Source organism: Paraburkholderia kururiensis (assembly GCF_034424375.1).
In the GTDB taxonomy this organism is placed as follows: Bacteria; Pseudomonadota; Gammaproteobacteria; order Burkholderiales; family Burkholderiaceae; genus Paraburkholderia; species Paraburkholderia kururiensis_A.
This window is the reverse complement of the sequence record NZ_CP139965.1, coordinates 222,125-238,844: the sequence shown is the minus strand read 5'-3', so window position 1 is coordinate 238,844 and position 16,720 is coordinate 222,125. Positions and strand designations below refer to the sequence as shown.

Annotated in this window: 16 protein-coding genes; 11 read left to right on the top strand and 5 right to left on the bottom strand. The window is 62.7% G+C overall.

Going from position 1 to position 16,720, the window contains the following annotated elements; translation table 11 throughout:
* Positions 1 to 9 precede the first annotated feature (9 nt).
* The 5 genes from U0042_RS01165 to U0042_RS01145 are packed head-to-tail and all read left to right on the top strand — an operon-like array spanning position 10 to position 5,789.
* Positions 10 to 1,485: an aldehyde dehydrogenase family protein gene (locus U0042_RS01165; protein WP_114812380.1), complete on the top strand. Its 1,476-nt coding sequence runs from the start codon at positions 10 to 12 to the stop codon at positions 1,483 to 1,485.
* Between the two features lie 9 nt (positions 1,486 to 1,494).
* Positions 1,495 to 2,361 carry an extradiol ring-cleavage dioxygenase gene (locus tag U0042_RS01160; protein WP_114812378.1) on the top strand — a complete coding sequence of 289 codons (867 nt, stop codon included), beginning with the start codon at positions 1,495 to 1,497 and terminating at the stop codon, positions 2,359 to 2,361.
* A gap of 22 nt (positions 2,362 to 2,383) precedes the next feature.
* Positions 2,384 to 3,337 (top strand): fumarylacetoacetate hydrolase family protein, encoded by a 954-nt coding sequence (locus U0042_RS01155; RefSeq protein WP_114812376.1) that lies wholly within the window; start codon positions 2,384 to 2,386, stop codon positions 3,335 to 3,337.
* Complete coding sequence (locus U0042_RS01150; RefSeq protein WP_114812374.1) at positions 3,334 to 4,323, top strand: 2-dehydropantoate 2-reductase; 990 nt, start codon at positions 3,334 to 3,336, stop codon at positions 4,321 to 4,323. Before U0042_RS01155 ends, U0042_RS01150 begins: the two co-directional genes overlap by 4 nt.
* Before the next feature lie 20 nt (positions 4,324 to 4,343).
* On the top strand, positions 4,344 to 5,789 hold the full coding sequence (locus U0042_RS01145) for an aldehyde dehydrogenase family protein (RefSeq protein ID WP_114812474.1): 1,446 nt from the start codon (positions 4,344 to 4,346) through the stop codon (positions 5,787 to 5,789).
* Positions 5,790 to 5,933: 144 nt separating this feature from the next.
* Here U0042_RS01145 and U0042_RS01140 read toward each other — a convergent pair whose 3' ends face one another.
* The 3 genes from U0042_RS01140 to U0042_RS01130 all read right to left on the bottom strand — a co-directional run bounded on the left by U0042_RS01140 (position 5,934) and on the right by U0042_RS01130 (position 9,327).
* A complete protein-coding gene (locus tag U0042_RS01140) occupies positions 5,934 to 6,722 on the bottom strand; it encodes a class II aldolase/adducin family protein (RefSeq protein WP_114812372.1) in 789 nt (262 codons plus the stop codon).
* A 36-nt stretch (positions 6,723 to 6,758) separates the two neighbouring features.
* Positions 6,759 to 8,081, bottom strand: coding sequence for an MFS transporter (locus U0042_RS01135; protein WP_114812370.1), 1,323 nt, complete (start codon positions 8,079 to 8,081; stop codon positions 6,759 to 6,761).
* Positions 8,082 to 8,328: 247 nt separating this feature from the next.
* Positions 8,329 to 9,327, bottom strand: a complete 999-nt coding sequence (locus U0042_RS01130; protein ID WP_419150550.1) for a D-2-hydroxyacid dehydrogenase — start codon at positions 9,325 to 9,327, stop codon at positions 8,329 to 8,331.
* A gap of 261 nt (positions 9,328 to 9,588) precedes the next feature.
* On the opposite strand from U0042_RS01130, the gene U0042_RS01125 reads away from it, so the two are divergent.
* The gene (locus U0042_RS01125; protein WP_327205023.1) at positions 9,589 to 9,792 is read left to right on the top strand and encodes a hypothetical protein; all 204 of its coding nucleotides are present in this window, start codon (positions 9,589 to 9,591) and stop codon (positions 9,790 to 9,792) included.
* Positions 9,793 to 9,982: 190 nt separating this feature from the next.
* Here the strand turns inward: U0042_RS01125 and U0042_RS01120 are convergent, their stop codons facing one another.
* Entirely contained in the window at positions 9,983 to 10,879 is an 897-nt protein-coding gene (locus U0042_RS01120) for a LysR family transcriptional regulator (RefSeq protein ID WP_114812366.1), read from the bottom strand.
* An 80-nt stretch (positions 10,880 to 10,959) separates the two neighbouring features.
* Here U0042_RS01120 and U0042_RS01115 point away from each other — a divergent pair, with 80 nt between their 5' ends.
* Positions 10,960 to 11,214: an aminopeptidase N C-terminal domain-containing protein gene (locus U0042_RS01115; protein ID WP_114812364.1), complete on the top strand. Its 255-nt coding sequence runs from the start codon at positions 10,960 to 10,962 to the stop codon at positions 11,212 to 11,214.
* 781 nt (positions 11,215 to 11,995) lie between these two features.
* On the opposite strand, the gene U0042_RS01110 is transcribed toward U0042_RS01115, so the two are convergent.
* Positions 11,996 to 12,922 (bottom strand): LysR family transcriptional regulator, encoded by a 927-nt coding sequence (locus U0042_RS01110; protein WP_114812362.1) that lies wholly within the window; start codon positions 12,920 to 12,922, stop codon positions 11,996 to 11,998.
* Positions 12,923 to 13,218: 296 nt separating this feature from the next.
* Here U0042_RS01110 and U0042_RS01105 point away from each other — a divergent pair, with 296 nt between their 5' ends.
* From U0042_RS01105 to U0042_RS01090, 4 genes are all read left to right on the top strand, one after another.
* A complete protein-coding gene (locus U0042_RS01105; protein WP_114812360.1) occupies positions 13,219 to 14,133 on the top strand; it encodes a SphA family protein in 915 nt (304 codons plus the stop codon).
* Positions 14,134 to 14,198: 65 nt separating this feature from the next.
* Complete coding sequence (locus U0042_RS01100) at positions 14,199 to 15,362, top strand: alpha/beta hydrolase family protein (RefSeq protein ID WP_114812358.1); 1,164 nt, start codon at positions 14,199 to 14,201, stop codon at positions 15,360 to 15,362.
* A gap of 29 nt (positions 15,363 to 15,391) precedes the next feature.
* Positions 15,392 to 16,342, top strand: coding sequence for a VOC family protein (locus U0042_RS01095; protein WP_114812356.1), 951 nt, complete (start codon positions 15,392 to 15,394; stop codon positions 16,340 to 16,342).
* Between the two features lie 12 nt (positions 16,343 to 16,354).
* Entirely contained in the window at positions 16,355 to 16,714 is a 360-nt protein-coding gene (locus U0042_RS01090; RefSeq protein ID WP_114812354.1) for a Rieske (2Fe-2S) protein, read from the top strand.
* Positions 16,715 to 16,720 lie beyond the last annotated feature (6 nt).

Here is a 16,720-nt window from a genome sequence, read left to right as displayed (position 1 = left end):
GGATTGAACATGAGCACTTCACAGATCGAAGTAGCGGGGGTATTGATTTCGCCCGATCACTATATCGATGGTCGGCGCGTCGGGTCGCCGGAAACGTTCGAATTGCGCAGTCCCATCGATCAGCGCGTGCTGGGCGTCGTTAGCGAAGGACTCGAAGATCATGTCGAAGCGGCCATCGAGAGCGCGCGCGCCGCGTTTCCCGCATGGTCGTTGCTGAGCGCAGCCGAGCGCAAGGTTTATCTCGACCGGTTCGCCGACGAGATCGGCAAGCGCGCGGACGACTTCTGCCGCGTGGAAAGCACCGACGCGGGTCTTCTGCTTTCGCGCATGCGCCATGGCGTCGTGCCGCGCGCCATGCTCAACATCCGCTGGTTCGCCAACCATGCGCTTGATCTGCAAAATCGGCCCATCGATACGGAGCAGGCGCATCATCGCGTTCGCCACGATCCGGCGGGCGTCGTGGTCATCATCACGCCGTGGAATTCGCCGCTGCTGCTGTCCACGTGGAAGCTCGGTCCCGCGCTCGCGGCAGGGAACACCTGCATTCTCAAACCGCCTGAATGGGCGCCGCTCACCTGTTCGCTGCTGGCCGACGCCGCGCAGGCCGCAGGCCTTCCACCGGGCGTGCTCAACATCGTGCAGGGCACGGGAAGCCGCGCGGGCGCGAAGCTCGTCGGTGATCCGCGCATCGCACGCGTGTCGTTCACCGGGAGCGTGCCGACCGCCCGGCGGATCGCGCAAGCGGCAGGAGCCAATCTCGTGCCGTGCAGTCTTGAGCTCGGCGGCAAGAGTCCCTTTATCGTGCTCGAAGATGCCGACCTCGACGGCGCGGCGGCCACGGGCGCGCTGATGTATCGCAACGCCGGGCAGGTCTGCCTCGCCGGGACGCGCTTTCTCGTGCATGAACGCGTCGCGGATGCATTCGTCGAGAAGATGCGTGCCCATGTCGAACGCCTCGTCATCGGCGATCCGCGCGAGGAGGCGACCGAGATCGGTCCCATCATCCATCCGCGACAACTGGAACGGGTCGAAGGCTTCGTGCAGCGTGCCGTCGAGACAGGCGCGCGCGTCTTGTGGGGCGGCGACCGCCATGCGTTCGGCGCGCAGTACTTCCAGCCCACGATGCTGACCAACGTCGGCCAGCACGACGAGATTGTGCAGAACGAGGTGTTCGGTCCTGTGCTGACGCTTCAGACCTTCAGTGACGACGACAGCGTGGTCGCGCTCGCGAACGGCACGGACTATGGGCTCGGCGGCGTGTGTTACGGCGAGACCGATCATGCGATCGCCGTCGCGGACCGCGTGCGCACCGGTTTCATCTGGATCAATAGCTTCGGCGTGCGAGATCTCGAAGCGCCTTTCGGGGGCATCAAACGGAGCGGCATCGGCCGCGAAGGCGGGGACTGGAGCTTTGAATTCTTTTGCGACGTCAAGGATGTCGTCATACCCAGGAAGCCGTTTCGCGCGAGCTTCAGCCACCGTTAAGGAGACAACATGGGGCGTATCGTCGGGGCCGCTATCGTTTCGCATCATCCCGGTCTGATGCAGTGTGAAGAGTTTCGCCGCGCGATGGGCGCAGGTGAAGATTCCGACCTCATCGCAGGTTACGCGCGTCTGCGCAAAAAGATCGAGGCGGTCAAACCGCATGCCATCATCGTTTTGGACAGCCACTGGTTCACGACGGGCTACCACCTCGTGGACGGCGCCGCGCGCTACAAGGGCATCTATGTGTCCGACGAGATGCCGTGGTATCTCAATGGCGTGCATTTCGACTATCGGGGCCACCCGCAACTCGCGCAAGCCATCGAAGCGGTCTCGCGGGAGCAGGGCGGCTATAACCGGGTAATCAATCATCCGCTGCTCGAGCGCCAATACGCGACCGTCAACCTGGTCAAGCACCTGAATCTCGAACACAACGACACGCCGGTGGTATCGGTGAGTTCGTGTCAAAACTGCGAGTGGCCGCATTTTCTGAAATCCGGCGAAGCGATTGGCGAAGCGATTCGCCGTAGCGATCTCGACGTGGTGCTGCTGGCGTCAGGTGCTCTGAGCCACAAGTTCAACGGCATCGACTGGCAGCCGAATCATCCGCGGCTATTTCACGAGAGCAACGTGTCGTCGCGTGAAAACATCGAAAGCGACAAGGGTGCGCTCGAATTCATGGCTAGCGGGCGTCACGATCAGATTCTCGACCGATGGCAGGACGAGTATCGCCTCAAGCCGTGGGAAGCCTACGGCGCGCACTATCTCCAGATGCTGGGTGCGATGGGCGGCCGCGAATGCCGGTGGAAAGGCGAAGCACTGTCCGCTTACGAGAACGCGCGCGGCACGGGAAACATCCACGTGTGGTTCCAACCCTGATCGGCGATAAGGAAGCAACGACATGCAGTTCGAATTTCCGTTCGACACCTTACCTGCCGTGCTCAGCGGACCGCGCGTCGAACGTCGAAGAGTGCTCGTCGGCGGCAGCGCTTTTTGGGGCACGGTCGTCGAAGATGGGCCGCAACGTGGCTACCTGAAACTGGACGACGGCCGCGTGCTGGACGACGTGGATGCGCGCGCTTATCTGCCGCCGGTCGACCCGGCGAAGATCGTCGCGGTTCACATCAGTTATAGCTCGCGCAGCTTTGAGACACGCAACAAAGCGCGGCCGACCGAGACGCCGACGTACTTCACCAAGCCCGGCACATCGCTTAATGGCCACAATGGCGACATCCTGAAGCCCGCGGACTGCAAGTACCTGAACTACGAAGGCGAGTACGCGGTCGTGATCGGCCGCACGTGCCGCAACGTGACGCCGGACGAAGCATGGGATTACATCGAAGGCTTCTGTCCTGCGCTCGACATGGGCCTGCAGGACTTTCGCGACACCGATCAGGGCAGCATGCTGCGCGTCAAGGGCGCGGATACGCTGCTTCCCATCGGGCCGGGCATCGTGCGCGGCGTGAATATCTTCGAGCAGACCTTGCGGACCTATGTGAATGGCCGCGTTGTGCAGGAAGCGCATATCGGCGACGAGACGATCTGGGGCCCGCACTACGTGATTGCCGATCTCGCGCGGCACATCACGCTGTTGCAGGGCGACGTGATCCTCATGGGAACGCCTTGTCACTCGCGCAGCATCGATCCGGGACAGGTGGTCGAGTGCGAGATAACGGGCCTCGGCAAGGTGCGCGGCACGGTCGTAGCGATTGATGCGCCGCGCGCGTCGGCACTCGGTGTCGGCCATGCGCCGACCGACTCGCCCGAAGTGCGTCGCGTGGCGCTGGGCTTCGACGAACGCGTTCCGGAGCACCTGAAACGCAATCTGAGCGACAGCAAAGAGCGGACATCATGAAACGTGTGTGTGTCGTCGGAGCCGGGGCGATCGGCGGTTTCATCGGCGCGAGGCTCGCGGCAGCCGAACAATGTACGGTCTCGGCACTCGCGCGCGGCAAGACGCTGGATGCGCTGCGCGAACACGGCTGGAGACTTCGTTCCGACACCGGCGATATCCAGGCGCCGGTCACGGTCAGCGACGACGCCGACGCGCTCGGGCCGCAGGACGTCGTCATCGTCGCGGTCAAGGGGCCGGCACTGGCCGCTGTTGCTCAAGGTATCGCGCCGCTGCTCGACGTGCATACCGTGGTCGTGCCCGCCATGAACGGCGTGCCGTGGTGGTTCGCGGACGGCGTTGCCGCACTGAAGGGTGCTCGGCTCGAGTCGGTCGATCCTGACGGCATCGTCGCGCGGGAGATCGCGACGCAGCGCGTCGTCGGCGCAGTCGTGCATGCAAGCGCGGCCACGGTCGAACCCGGTGTCGTTCAGCACCGGATGGGGCGCGGCCTGGTCGTCGGCGAGCCGCATGGCGGACCGAGCGCACGCGTGCAGGCGCTCGCCGATCTGCTGGCGGGAGCGGGCTTCGATGTGAAGCGGTCGGACGATATCCGCCAGGACATCTGGTACAAGCTCTGGGGCAATCTGACCTTGAACCCGGTCTCGGCGATCACCGGCGCAACGGCCGACAAGGTCCTCGGCGATCCGCTCTTGCGGGCGTTCTGCTCGCGGGCGATGACCGAAGCGTCGCGCATCGGCGGCGCCATCGGCTGCGCAATCGATCAAGGCCCCGAAGACCGCCACGAGATGACCGCGAGGCTCGGTGCGTTCAAGACGTCCATGCTGCAGGACGTCGAGGACGGGCGACCGATCGAACTCGACTCGATCGTCGCGGCCGTGCATGAACTCGGTGCGCGGCTCGACATCCCCACACCGAACATCGATGCATTGCTCGGTCTCACACGCGTATTCGCGCGAGTGCGCGGCCTTTATCCTGAGAACGCATAAGCATGCCGACCAACCATACGATTCACCAGAATTTCATCGCGGGCGAGTGGATGGCCGGCGACGCTATTGCCGAGAACATCAATCCGTCCAACCTGCACGATACGGTCGGCCTATACACGCGCGCCAATGCGATGCAGGTCGACATGGCGATTGCCGCCGCCGCGGAGGCGCAGCCGAAATGGGCCTTAACTACGCCGCAGCGGCGGTTCGACGTGCTGGATGCGATCGGTAGCGAAATTCTTGCGCGGCAGGCCGAGCTAGGCGATCTGCTGGCACGCGAGGAAGGCAAGATCCTGCGCGAAGCGGTCGGGGAAGTGGTGCGTGCGGGGCAGATTTTCAAATTCTTCGCCGGGGAAGCGCTGCGCTCGCGCGGGGAACTGGTCGCCTCGACACGCCCCGGCATCGACGTCGAGATCACCCGGGAACCGGTCGGTGTGGTCGCTTTGATCACACCGTGGAACTTTCCGATCGCTATTCCTGCGTGGAAGATCGCGCCGGCACTCGCGTACGGCAACGCCGTCGTGTTCAAGCCGGCCGATGTCGTCTCCGGCAGCGCGTGGGCGCTGGCTGAAATCATCAGCCGCGCAGGCCTGCCACACGGCACGTTCAATCTGGTGATGGCGAAAGGGCGCGACATCGGCGACGCGCTGACGAGTGACGCCCGCATCGCGGCGGTATCCTTCACGGGCTCCGAAGCGACGGGACGCAGTGTGGCGGCCTCGTGCGTCATACGTGCAGGCACGATGGCCAGGTTCCAGCTGGAGATGGGCGGGAAGAATCCGCTGGTCGTGTTGGAGGATGCCGATCTCGAGGTTGCCGTCGAATGTGCGATCAACGGCTCGTTCTACTCGACCGGCCAGCGCTGCACGGCGTCGTCGCGCCTCATCGTGGCCGAGCGTATCCATGACCGGTTCGTCGAAGCGTTGGTGCGCCGCCTGTCCGCTCTGACAATCGGCGATGCGCGTGATCCCGCTACGCTGATGGGGCCCGTGGTCGATGCTACCCAACTGCAGCAGGATCTCGATTACATCGCCATTGGGAAGAGCGAAGGGGCGACCGTCGCGTTTGGCGGCGAAGCGGTGGAGAGGATCGGCGGCCAGCGTGGCCATTTCCTGCAGCCCACGCTGTTGACCGAGACGCATAACCGGATGCGCGTCAATCGCGAGGAGATTTTCGGACCGGTCGCGAGCGTCATTCGAGTGTCCGGTTTGGACGAGGCGATCGCGGTCGCCAACGACACGCGATTCGGGCTGTCGGCGGGAATCGTCACGACTTCGCTTGCAAACGCGCGCCGCTTCAGGCGCGCTGCGCAGGCAGGGATGGTGATGGTGAATGCGCCGACCGCAGGTGTCGATCCGCACGTTCCGTTCGGGGGACGCAAAGCGTCGAGCTATGGCCCCAGAGAACAGGGACGTTATGCCGTCGAATTCTTCACTGCGGTCAAGACGGCTTACGTGCAGGCCTGAGCGGGCCGCCCGGACACGCGGTACGAAACATTTAGATCGGTGTGTCGTCCACGTCGCGATCTTTGTGGCAGAGCCCGTCCTCGTTATGAAGCAGGTACGCCGTGGGGAGAAACCACGGCGCGTTTTGATGCGCGTACGAACCGCTCAGTCACGATACGACGGATCGATGCGATCGAGCTTGCGCAGCAGCGCGGGCCATTCCATCACGCCGTAGGGACGGCGCGTCTGCGGCTGATAGTTCATGTAGGTTCGCTCGAGCACCTGCGGCGGCACTTCGTTCAGTTCCGTGTTGCAGGCCATCGCCGCGAGCTGCGTGCGACACGATAGCTCCAGCCGATGCATTGCGTTGAACGCTTCAGGAATCGTGAAGCCAACTGTCAGCAGGCCGTGATTGCGCAGGATCAGCGCGTTGTTGTCGCCGAGATCGCGCACCAGTGATTCGCGCTCCGACAGGTCCAGCACGACGCCGCGGTAATCGTGATAACCGATCTTGTAGAAGCGCATCGCGGTCTGCGTGAGCGGCAACAGCCCGCATTTCAGCGATGACACCGCCATGCCCGGCCAGCTATGCGTGTGGATCACGCAGACGAGATCGTGCTTCGCTTCGTGGATCGCGCCGTGAATCACGTAGCCCGCGCGATTGATCCCGTAGTCGTTGCCAATGAAGGTAGGCTTGCTGAGGATGTTGCCCTCGTTGTCGATTTTGATGAGGCTCGACGCGGTGATTTCCTCGTACATCATCCCGTAGGCATTGATGAGGAACGCGTTGTCCTCGCCGGGCACGCGCGCCGAGATGTGATTGGCGGCCATGTCGGACATGCCATATAGCGCGATCAGCCGGTAGCATGCGGCGAGATCGACGCGCATTTGCCACTCGGCCTCAGAGCATTGCTCGCGCGCGGAGAGAATGCGGAACTCGGGTAGTTTGGTCATCAAGGCTCCTGCTGGTGAAGAGGGATTCAAGCGGATTCAGGACGGCATCTTCACGTCGCTGCGCCGCAGGCTCAGCGTCGCGATGAGCGTGCAGCCGATGCACGCCGACGCATAGAGATAAAAGCCGTTTTCGTGGCCGATGCTCTTGAACCACAGTCCGGCGTAACCGGCGGTGCCGCCGAAGATCGCGGTCGCGATTGCGTACGGCACGCCCACGCCAAGCGCGCGCAGCTTCGCAGGGAACAGTTCGGCCTTCATCACCGAGCACACCGACGTGTAGCCCGAGACGATCAGAAGCGCCAGCGCGAGCAGGAGAAACGCGGTGGTCGCGTCATGCGTATGGGCAAGCGCGCTCAACAGCGGGTAGGTGCCGAAGGTTCCGCCGATGCCGAACCACAGCAACAGCGGGCGCCGTCCGATGCGGTCCGACAGTGCGCCGAATAACGGCTGCACGATCATGAACAGCGTCAGCGTGGAGAGCGACAGCCACGCGCTTTGCTGCGCGCTTAGGCCCACGGTGTTGACGAGATAGTTGTGCATGTAGACGGTGTAGGTGAAGAACGCGAGCGTGCCGCCGGTGGTCAGGCCGAACACGAGCAGCGAAGGCCGCCACTGCTCGCGCAATGCAGTCAGACCACCGCCGCGTTTTTCCTTGTCTTCCAACGCACGGAAATCCGGCGTTTCGTCGATGTTGCGACGCACCCACCACGCCACCAGCGCGAGCGCCGCGCCGGCGAGAAACGGCACGCGCCAGCCCCACGCGACCAGTTCGGCGCGCGTGAACACGCTGCCTTGCAGCACGACCTGCACCAGCGTGGCGAGCAATTGGCCGAGGATCAGCGTGACGTAATGAAAGCTGCTGTAGAAGCCGCGTCGCCCGGGCCGGGCGATCTCGCTGAGATAAACCGAACTCGCGCCATACTCGCCGCCGAGCGAGAAGCCCTGCACAAGCCGCGCGAACAACAACACGAGCGGCGCCGCGAAGCCAATCTGCGGATAGGTCGGACACAGACCGATGGCAAGCGAGCCGAAGCACATCAGCACGACCGACAGGGTGAGGCCGGCGCGGCGTCCGCGGCGGTCCGCATACAGCCCGATGAGCCAACTGCCCACCGGGCGCAGGAAGAAGCCGAACGCGAATATCGCTGCGGCGGAAAGCAATTGGATCGTGCGGTTTTCGCGCGGGAAGAACGACGCGGCGAAGTAGATCGAGAAGGTCGTATAGATGTGGAAGTCATACCACTCGATGAGATTGCCGATCGATCCGCCCGCGATTGATTTGAGCGCGCTGCGGCGAAGCGCGGGTTGTCCGCTCGCGACAATCTTGCTCGCGGCCACAGTGGGCGAAGACTCGCTCATGTTTGTCTCCTGTACGCCGGTTAAAGCCGGCGAAGTTTGTAGATGGCGTTATGTGTTGAAGGCGTGGCCAGCCACGGTGCCCGCGAGTCAGGCGCATGTACCGATGATGGTGCAGACGACGTCCAGGTGCGGTACGCGTGGACCGGGTATCGAGGCGCGAACTAAAATGTCTCGGCCCGACTGCTGCCAGCCTTCGTGATGTTTTGTGAGCCGTGGACGGTGCTGCTGTGCGCGATGCACATGCTCCTCAGGCGCGCGCTTCGTTGACGAGCGGATCGCCGCGTTGCCAGCGCGCGAGGTTGTCGAGCCAGATGCGGCCGACGGCTTCGTAATGGCTATCTACGTGACCGGCAGTATGCGGCGTGACGATCACGTTCGGCAGGTCCCATAGCGGCGAAGCGTATGGGAGCGGCTCATGTTCGAACACGTCGAGGAACGCGCCGGCCACATGTCGTTCGTTCAGTGCCGCGATCAAATCGTATTCGACGACCACTTCGCCGCGCGCCACGTTGATGACATGAGCGCCGCGCGGCAGCATCGCGAGTCGGCGGGCATCGATCAGTCCGCGGGTGAGTGACGTGAGCGGGCAGGCAAGAACGAGCCAGTCCGCTTCGGACAAGACGCGGTCAAAAGATGCGAAGCTGACGAACCGTGGCGACGCGTGCGCATCGCTCGAGGTTTCGGCGCTATCGTTCACTTCGCGGCGTACCACGATCACCTGCATGTCGAGCGCACCGAGCAACGTGGCGATGCGTTGGCCGATCGCGCCGTAGCCTACGATCACGGCGGTCTGTCCTGCGATGTCGTGCGGCAGGGCATCGCCGAGCAGCGGACGCCACTCATGTTCTCGCTGCGCCTGCATCAACTGCGGCAGACGACGCGCCAGCGTGAGCAGTCCGGCGAGCGCCATCTGCGCGACAGGCCGTGCGTTCGCACCCGATGACGTCGTGACCCGCACGCCGCGCTGCAGCAGCTCGTTGAAGATCGGCCGGTCGACGCCCGCTGAATGCGTATGCACCCAGCGCAGTTTGCGGGCCGCACGCATGGAGTCGTAGAAGCGCAGTGTGTCGTCGGTCAATTCGTGCTTGGTCGAACTGCCCGTTACGTCGCGCGTGACGACGGCGATGTCGGCATCGACATGCGCGGCGGCGTCGTTCGTCAGGAGCCGATAAGGCTGGTCACCGAGCACTGCGGCGATATCGTTTTGAAAGCGCTCGGCGGCTGCGCTGGATAGCAGGATGTTCAAGCGAGTGTCGTCTCCATTGTTTCGACTGTCCCCACCGTCGATGCAAGGCGTCGTTTGGCTATTTCGTTGCGGGAAAACCCGCAGTGTCGTTTCACCATTGTCTCCAATGGCCACGGCTTTGGTGCGCTTTTTGGTGAAAGCAGCGTTTCCATCTGGATAACACTCGCGCGCTGCACACGTGCCAGTGATGCTTGTATCGAGGCGGCGAACGGGGCGCACGAGGTGACCCCACCTTGACTCGGAGTGATGCTGGTGTGTGCCGTGCTGCCGCTTCAGATGTTCGGTGACGACGGCGAACGGCACGAACTATGGCTCGGCGGCGTGTGCTACGGCGAGACCGATCATGCGATCGCCGTCGCGGACCACGTGCGCACAGGTTTCATCTGGGGCAATAGCGCCGGCATGCGAAATCTCGAAGCGCCTTTTGGGCGCATCAAGCGAAGCGGCATCAGTCTGCACGGTTGATGCGCCGGCCGATTTGCTTGAAGGGCGCCGTGCAGCGCCCGGTTTTGACGAATGGGCGCCCGGGCATTTGAAACGGAATTTGAAAAAAGCGAGGAATGGCCAGCAGAATTAAATCTTCAGGAGATTGCAGCGGGCGAGAACAGGAATTTTGGTTTGCCGGTATTGTTGCGTCGGGCTGGATTATGGGGATTTATTCGAGCTTCGAAAGCAGGCATTCGAGAAAACGCTTGATCTCGGGATAATCAGACAGGTCTCGATGATTTGATGTGCAGACGTAAAGTTGGCGTTCTGACCATTCGTCCAGTAGTTTTATTGACTTGAGATTATAAGGCGTTAAGTAAGGGGCAGCGTTGGGTTCCGGGATTACACCAATTCCGATTCCTTCCTGAATAAGTCGACATCTAGCTTCGTAATTCCCCACTTCAATTCTGACATCTAGAGGTCGTGACAGGCTCCGTCCAGCAAACGATGAAAACGCCTCATAGGTATGCCGCGGAAAATAACCTACGAACGGGTATGAGGTAGCTGCATCGAGATGAATCTCGTCAAACCGTGCGAGCGCATGGTCTCTCCGGGTAACGAGTACAATACGATCCCGCTGAAATGGAAAAGATGACACGCCCGTTGCCGGCGCTAACGCGTGATAGATTCCGACATCGGCTTCGTTTTCGGCCACCAGGCGCGGAATGTCGTAGCTGTAACGCTCCTGGAGATCGACACGAGCGGCAGGCGAACTCAAAAAATACTTCCGCATCATTTGTGGCAGGTACGCAATAATTGACGATGGATTTGCCACCAATCTGATTTTTGGATGTCCAGCCTTTCCGAATTCGGTTACAACGTCTTGAGCTATTTCGACGCGGCGCAAAATCGCTTTGGCATGGTGATAGAGCGACATGCCCGCAGGGGTGCCTTGGACGCCACGCGCATGGCGTATCAGAAGATCAACTCCGAGCCGCCCTTCAAGCTCAGCAATGCGCTTACTCGCGCCCGATGTAACAAGGTCGTTCTCTTCTGCCGCTTTAGTCAAACTCTTTGACTCAATGGCCGAAACAAAAATCCGAAGACTTTGAAGGTCAAGTTTCATTGAATTGCGTAGTAACCCTGTCAATTGGAAATGACGCTATTTCTATCGGTCGAAATTACCTGGTTTTCGTCACGTCGAACATGATACGTGATCGAGCCGCGAACTGGGCCGACATGCAATATCGCAACGCGAACAACATGACAGATCGGTCGGCGTCCCCCGGAGCGTTGTTGAATGTGTCGGCCGGAACGGGGATCGATTTCGGCAAACACGCACTCGATGACTTCTACGAGCGTTTCAAGGACGACCCGCTGGTCGTCGACAAATGGTTTGCCCTCCAGGCAGTGCAACGGGGTACGCTCCAACGGCCGGCCGTCGAGATTGTGCGCACTTGAGGCTGGCCCAATTTCCGTCCCGGTCTTAGTTGGAAAATTCCGGCTCTTGAGGCTGGCCCAATTTTGCGGACTGGCGCCGCGGGATGCCGGAGTGGAAAGCGAACAGCAGGTGGCTGCCGGCCGGCACACTGGCGGCATTTTTCTTGGAGGTCGAACCACGACCGTGCGACTTATCCAGAATGGCCGGGAGTATGGCAAAGCCCGACCGGCGCTCCTCGAGCTGGTCGGCCCCGACTGACGCCCGGCACGCCGGAGGACGGCCAGTTGTTTGCGCTGGCGAGCGTCGTCAAACACTATGAGGCGAAGCATGTTGTGGATCTACCGGAAGGCGAGGGACGATGGTCGCGAAGCACCACTGGAGCGCTGACGATTTGATTTCGGTCCGCAGCGGTTTCTGCGGTCGAAATTTCGATTAAGCGCTCCTGGAACTGGCTCGATTAGCGCCGACGGGCGTGCGATGGTGAGCATCGGTCCGGCAAGGTGTAAGCCACCCGATAGACGGCCGGGTACGGGTGCCGAGATGCCGTTCTCCGGAAAGCAGCAAGCGTCATTGGCCACAGATGCTTTGACGCGAAGTATGGGTAGGATGATGGGTACGTGTTGACCGTAACGGTGGGAGTCAAACCTGGCGCAGCTGCCCGCACGGTAGTTGGCGTTTGCTGCCTTCCGCCAAGCGGGTGTCCCGGGCATCCCGATATCACGCTTCCCACCGCTTAAGCAGCGCTCATGGTGTTGTATCGACCGGTTGAATTCGCCACCGGTTACGCTCAATCGCGATGATCTAGACTGCGCCATGCCGCGCGTGGTCCATCGCTGAGACGGCCTCTTTCAGCAGCGCGCGCAACCATGTGAGACCGGGGTCCGACGTGCGATGCTTGTGCCATTGAACGGACTGTTCCATCGTCGGCACAGCGACCGGCACGTCGCGCAGCACGATGGGCAGGCTGCGCGCCGCCGCTTCGGCAAGCCGCCGGTGCATGGTGGCGATGCGGTTCGTGCCGATGAGCAGATGCGGGGGCGAGAAGAAGCTGTACGTGCTCGCCTCCACGCGTCTCTCGACGCCAAGCCGCTGCATGAACCACGCTTCGATCGCTGTCTGCCCCTCGCCCACCTGCACGACGATGTGGCCCGCCGCCATGTAGCGCTCGTTCGTCATTTCGCCCTTCGCGAGCGGGCTGTGCTCCCATACGACACAGCAGAACGTTTCCTCCAGCAGCACTTCGGCCGGGTGCTCGGTCGAGCAGTATTCCTTGGGGATGATGAGCAGGTCCGCTTCGCCGCGTTCAAGCACGCGGTGCGGATAGGCGACCTGCGGGCGCAGATCGAAGCGGATGCCGGGCGCCCGCTCGTAGGCGAGCCTGAACAGGTGCGGAATCAGCGTCGTCATCGTGTAGTCGGACACGAACAGCCTGAACAGTCGATTGGCCTGCGCGGGCACGAATTCGGGCTGCGCCGCCACCGTCGCATCCACCCGCACGAGGATGTCGCGCACGGCGTCCTTCAGTGCCTCGGCACGCGGCGTGGGTTCCATCTTGCGACCCACCTGCACGAGCAGTTCGTCGTCGAAGTACTCGCGCAATCGCGCAAGCGCGTTGCTCGTCGCGGACTGGCTCAGGTGGATTTTCTCGGCGGCGCGGCTGATGTTCTGTTCGGTCAGGAGCGCGTCGAGCGCGACAAGCAGGTTGAGGTCGAGCTTGTTGAACCGCATGCGTGGTGTCTCCGTGCTTCCATTCTTGTTGCGGTGTGAGAGCGGTTCTTAGGGTTTTGCCTGAGTGTATTCACACCATCGATATCGCGCATGGATTGAATCCATTTCTGCAATACGTCCGGCTATCTTAACCTACGTCACATCTCGACGCGATTACGCATGCATCGCATCGGGAGGCCAGCGTCAAGGCACTTTGGGCATGCACGTACCGCGCGTACGTGCACCCTGCACGCCACGCTTTCCACTACTAAAGAGACGCCGCGCGGCACGAGCGCCGCGCAGGTTGAGGAGACAGCATGTTGAAGAATCCGGTTGCAATGGCCATCGGCTGTGCCGTGTTGGCCGCCGTTTCGGTGAACGAAGCACAGGCATTCGAAGGCGGCGTTTCGCCGTACCCCGCTGGCGCGGTAGGCACCAATTTCGCGAATCTGCCGCCCATTCCGGGCCTCTTCGCGCTCGAGCAGTTCAACTACAGCTTTGCGAACGGGCTCTATGGCAACGACGGCAAGAAGCTGCCCATCCCGTTTCACTCGTCCGTGTTCTCCGAGACCACGCGTCTGCTCGTGGCGTATCCGTTTCATCTGCTCGGCGCGAACGTCTACACGCAGCTCGTCATCCCGGTCGTCTCGCTGCATACGACCGTGGCGGGGCAGTCGGGCACGCAGAACGGTCTTTCCAACATCACGCTTACGCCAGTCTTGGTGCAATGGCACCTGTCGCAGAACCTCTCGATTGCGTCGGGCATCGACGTCGCGTTCGAGAACGGCTCCTACAGCCCCGTGAAGGCGAGCGTCGCGGTGGGCTACACGTCGGTGCAGCCGGTGTTCTCGATTCGCTACAACGCGCCCAACGGCCTCGACATCGGCATCGCCAACCGTCTGCTGCTGAACGCGAAGAACGGCACGACGAACTATCGCTCCGGCGACGGCTATGTCGGCGAGTTCGAAGCGGGCTGGAACTTCGGCCCGTGGAAGCTCGGCGTGGTGGGCGCGTATCTGAACCAGTTCAGCGACGACAAGGCAAACGGCGTGAACGTGGGCAACCGCATGCGCACGTTCGGCATCGGTCCCTCGCTCGTGTACGACGCGCGAAGCTGGAACATCAACCTCAACTATCAGCAGGGCGTGTATGCCGCGAATACGTCGAAGAGCAACAACGTGTGGCTGAACATCGCCATTCCGCTGTGGCCCGGCTTCGGGCGCAAGGGCTAGCAAGGGCCAGGCGCGCTCACACGCGCCATCGCAGGCAATACGTCATTTCAACGAAGGCAACCCGTATGTTTCGCTACTTTCCTACCAACTACGTCTGGAATCTGTCCGTAGATCTCGCCATCGAAATGGGCGCGCGCATGGGCGAAATCGAGGACATGTGTGCGCCGCTGCAGGAAGCGTCGCGCCAGCCCGATGCGGAAGGCACACGCGCGTTTCGCGAAGCCTGGGTCAAGACGGCCGACCGCCTGTGCGACCTCGCGGGTGAAGACGAAGCGCGAGGCCGGCTGCTCTCGGCCGGCGAGAAATACCGGCGTGCCGCGATGTATCTCATCACGGCCGAGCGCATGCTCGCGCACGATGCACCCGATCGCATCGACCTGTACCGCCGTTCGCTCGATACGTTCGATCGGGCCATCGCACTGACGGGCGAAAACTGCGAGCGCGTCGCGATTCCCTACGGCAACGGCCACCTGTCCGGTCTGCTCGTGAAGGCGGAGCAGGCGGACGGAGCGCCAAGCCCGCTGCTCGTGCAGGTGAACGGCCTCGATTCCACGAAGGAAATGAAGTACTTCGTCGGCTTGCCGGCATGGCTCGCGCGGCGCGGTGTGTCGTCGCTGATCGTGGATCAGCCCGGCACCGGCGAAGCGCTGCGGCTTCACGGCATGCATGCGGTCTACAACACCGAAGTCTGGGCGAGCCCCATCGTGGACTGGCTCGAAACGCGCGCCGACGTGGACGCGAAACGGATCGGCATGGAAGGCGTCTCGCTCGGCGGCTACTACTGTCCGCGCGCGGTTGCCTTCGAACCGCGCTTCGCGTGCGGCGTGGTGTGGGGTGCGAATCACGACTGGCGCGACGTGCAGAAAAAACGCTTGCAGCGCGAGGGCAATTTCCCGGTGCCGCATTACTGGAAGCACGTGTGCTGGGTGTGGGGCGCCAAAGACATCGACGACTTCATGCGCATTGCGGAAAACGTGCATCTGGACGGCGTGGTCGAGCGCATCAAGGTGCCGTTCCTCGTCACGCACGGGTCGAAGGACTCGCAGATTCCCGTGGCCTGGGCGCACCGCACCTACGAGCAGCTCGTGAACAGCCCGAAGCGCGAACTGAAAATCTTCACGGAGCGCGAAGGCGGCGTGCAGCACTCGAGCTTCGACAACTCCATCAACGCGGGGCACTTCATTGCCGACTGGGTTGCCGAAACGCTGGGCGGACGCACCGCGCGCTGATCCCTCCACCTCTTTAGAACGCCTATCTCATGAACATCATCGGACCCGATACGCTGGTCTTCGGCGTGGACGACGTCGCCGCCTGTAGCCAGTATCTGATCGACTACGGCCTGCTGCCGGTGCGCCACGACGCAACGGGCGGCCGTTTCGAAGCGCTCGACGGCACGGGCATCGAAATCGCGCATCGCGACGATGCGCGCCTCGCACCTGCGCTCGGCACGGCGAGCATGCTGCGCAAGACCATCTACGGTGTCGCCGATGCCGCGACGGTCGATGCCATCGCGCAGGAACTGCATCGCGACCGCGAAGTGCGCAGGCTTGCCGACGGCTCGATCGAATCAGTCGACGACATGGGCTTCGTCATCGGCTTTCAGGTGACGACGCGCCGCGCGCTTGCGCTGCCCGCCGAGACCGTGAACGCACCGGGCGCGCCTGCCCAGCGCGCGCCCAACGTAGTCGGCGCGCGCGACGACGCCGCGCTCACGCCGCGCACGCTGTCGCATGTCGTCTACTTCGTGCCGGATGCCGCACGCGCCGAAGCGTTCTACGTGGAGCGTCTCGGCTTTCGCTGCACGGACCGCTTCTCGGGCGTCGGCCCGTTCCTGCAACCGGCCGGCACGCTCGACCATCACACGCTGTTCATGATCGAGACGCCGCCGTTCATGAAGGGCTGCGAACACTTCACCTTCCATATGGGCGGCCCGACCGAGGTGCTCCAGGCCGGCACGCGTTTCGTCGCGAAGGGATACCAGTCGTTCTGGGGTCCGGGGCGTCACCGCTTCGGCTCCAACTGGTTCTGGTACTTCAACAGCCCGTTCGGTTGCCACGTGGAGTACGACGCCGACATGGATCTGCACGACGAGGCATGGAACGCGCGCGAGGCGCCTCTGGGCGCTGACTCGTCGCAGTTGTTCCTGTTCCAGCATCGCGAGAACTGGGCGCCGGGCGCTCCGCCGCCGGCCGCCGGCAAGGCGGATTGAGCGGGCACCGCCATGTCCGGCCCATTGCTTCCCATTCGGCTTGCGAGCGTCGCCGATCTGCCCGATCCCGGCGCGCGCGGCTTCGATCCCGACGGCACGGGGCGCGACACGCTGTTCGTCGTGCGCCGCGGCGGCGAGCTTCACGCGTGGCGCGACGCATGCCCGCATTTCGGCGACACGCCGATGGCCTGGCGCAAGGACGCCTATCTGAACGGCGACGCCACGCGCATCGTCTGCCACGCGCACGGCGCGCAGTTCGACATGGCGAGCGGCGTGTGCCTGCTCGGCCCGTGCCTTGGCCAGCGGTTGATTCCTGTGCCGATCGAAGTGACGGACGACGGCGGCATCATGCTGATCCCGCAAGACACATGACCCATC

Excerpts from the sequence above, each read along its gene's own strand:
- U0042_RS01090 (WP_114812354.1), top strand. The coding sequence starts at position 16,355 with ATGTCCGGCCCATTGCTTCCCATTCGGCTTGCGAGCGTCGCCGATCTG.
- U0042_RS01100 (WP_114812358.1), top strand. The coding sequence starts at position 14,199 with ATGTTTCGCTACTTTCCTACCAACTACGTCTGGAATCTGTCCGTAGAT.
- U0042_RS01120 (WP_114812366.1), bottom strand. The coding sequence starts at position 10,879 with ATGAAACTTGACCTTCAAAGTCTTCGGATTTTTGTTTCGGCCATTGAG.
- U0042_RS01095 (WP_114812356.1), top strand. The coding sequence starts at position 15,392 with ATGAACATCATCGGACCCGATACGCTGGTCTTCGGCGTGGACGACGTC.
- U0042_RS01160 (WP_114812378.1), top strand. The coding sequence starts at position 1,495 with ATGGGGCGTATCGTCGGGGCCGCTATCGTTTCGCATCATCCCGGTCTG.
- U0042_RS01140 (WP_114812372.1), bottom strand. The coding sequence starts at position 6,722 with ATGACCAAACTACCCGAGTTCCGCATTCTCTCCGCGCGCGAGCAATGC.
- U0042_RS01150 (WP_114812374.1), top strand. The coding sequence starts at position 3,334 with ATGAAACGTGTGTGTGTCGTCGGAGCCGGGGCGATCGGCGGTTTCATC.
- U0042_RS01155 (WP_114812376.1), top strand. The coding sequence starts at position 2,384 with ATGCAGTTCGAATTTCCGTTCGACACCTTACCTGCCGTGCTCAGCGGA.
- U0042_RS01135 (WP_114812370.1), bottom strand. The coding sequence starts at position 8,081 with ATGAGCGAGTCTTCGCCCACTGTGGCCGCGAGCAAGATTGTCGCGAGC.
- U0042_RS01105 (WP_114812360.1), top strand. The coding sequence starts at position 13,219 with ATGTTGAAGAATCCGGTTGCAATGGCCATCGGCTGTGCCGTGTTGGCC.
- U0042_RS01110 (WP_114812362.1), bottom strand. The coding sequence starts at position 12,922 with ATGCGGTTCAACAAGCTCGACCTCAACCTGCTTGTCGCGCTCGACGCG.
- U0042_RS01115 (WP_114812364.1), top strand. The coding sequence starts at position 10,960 with ATGATACGTGATCGAGCCGCGAACTGGGCCGACATGCAATATCGCAAC.
- U0042_RS01165 (WP_114812380.1), top strand. The coding sequence starts at position 10 with ATGAGCACTTCACAGATCGAAGTAGCGGGGGTATTGATTTCGCCCGAT.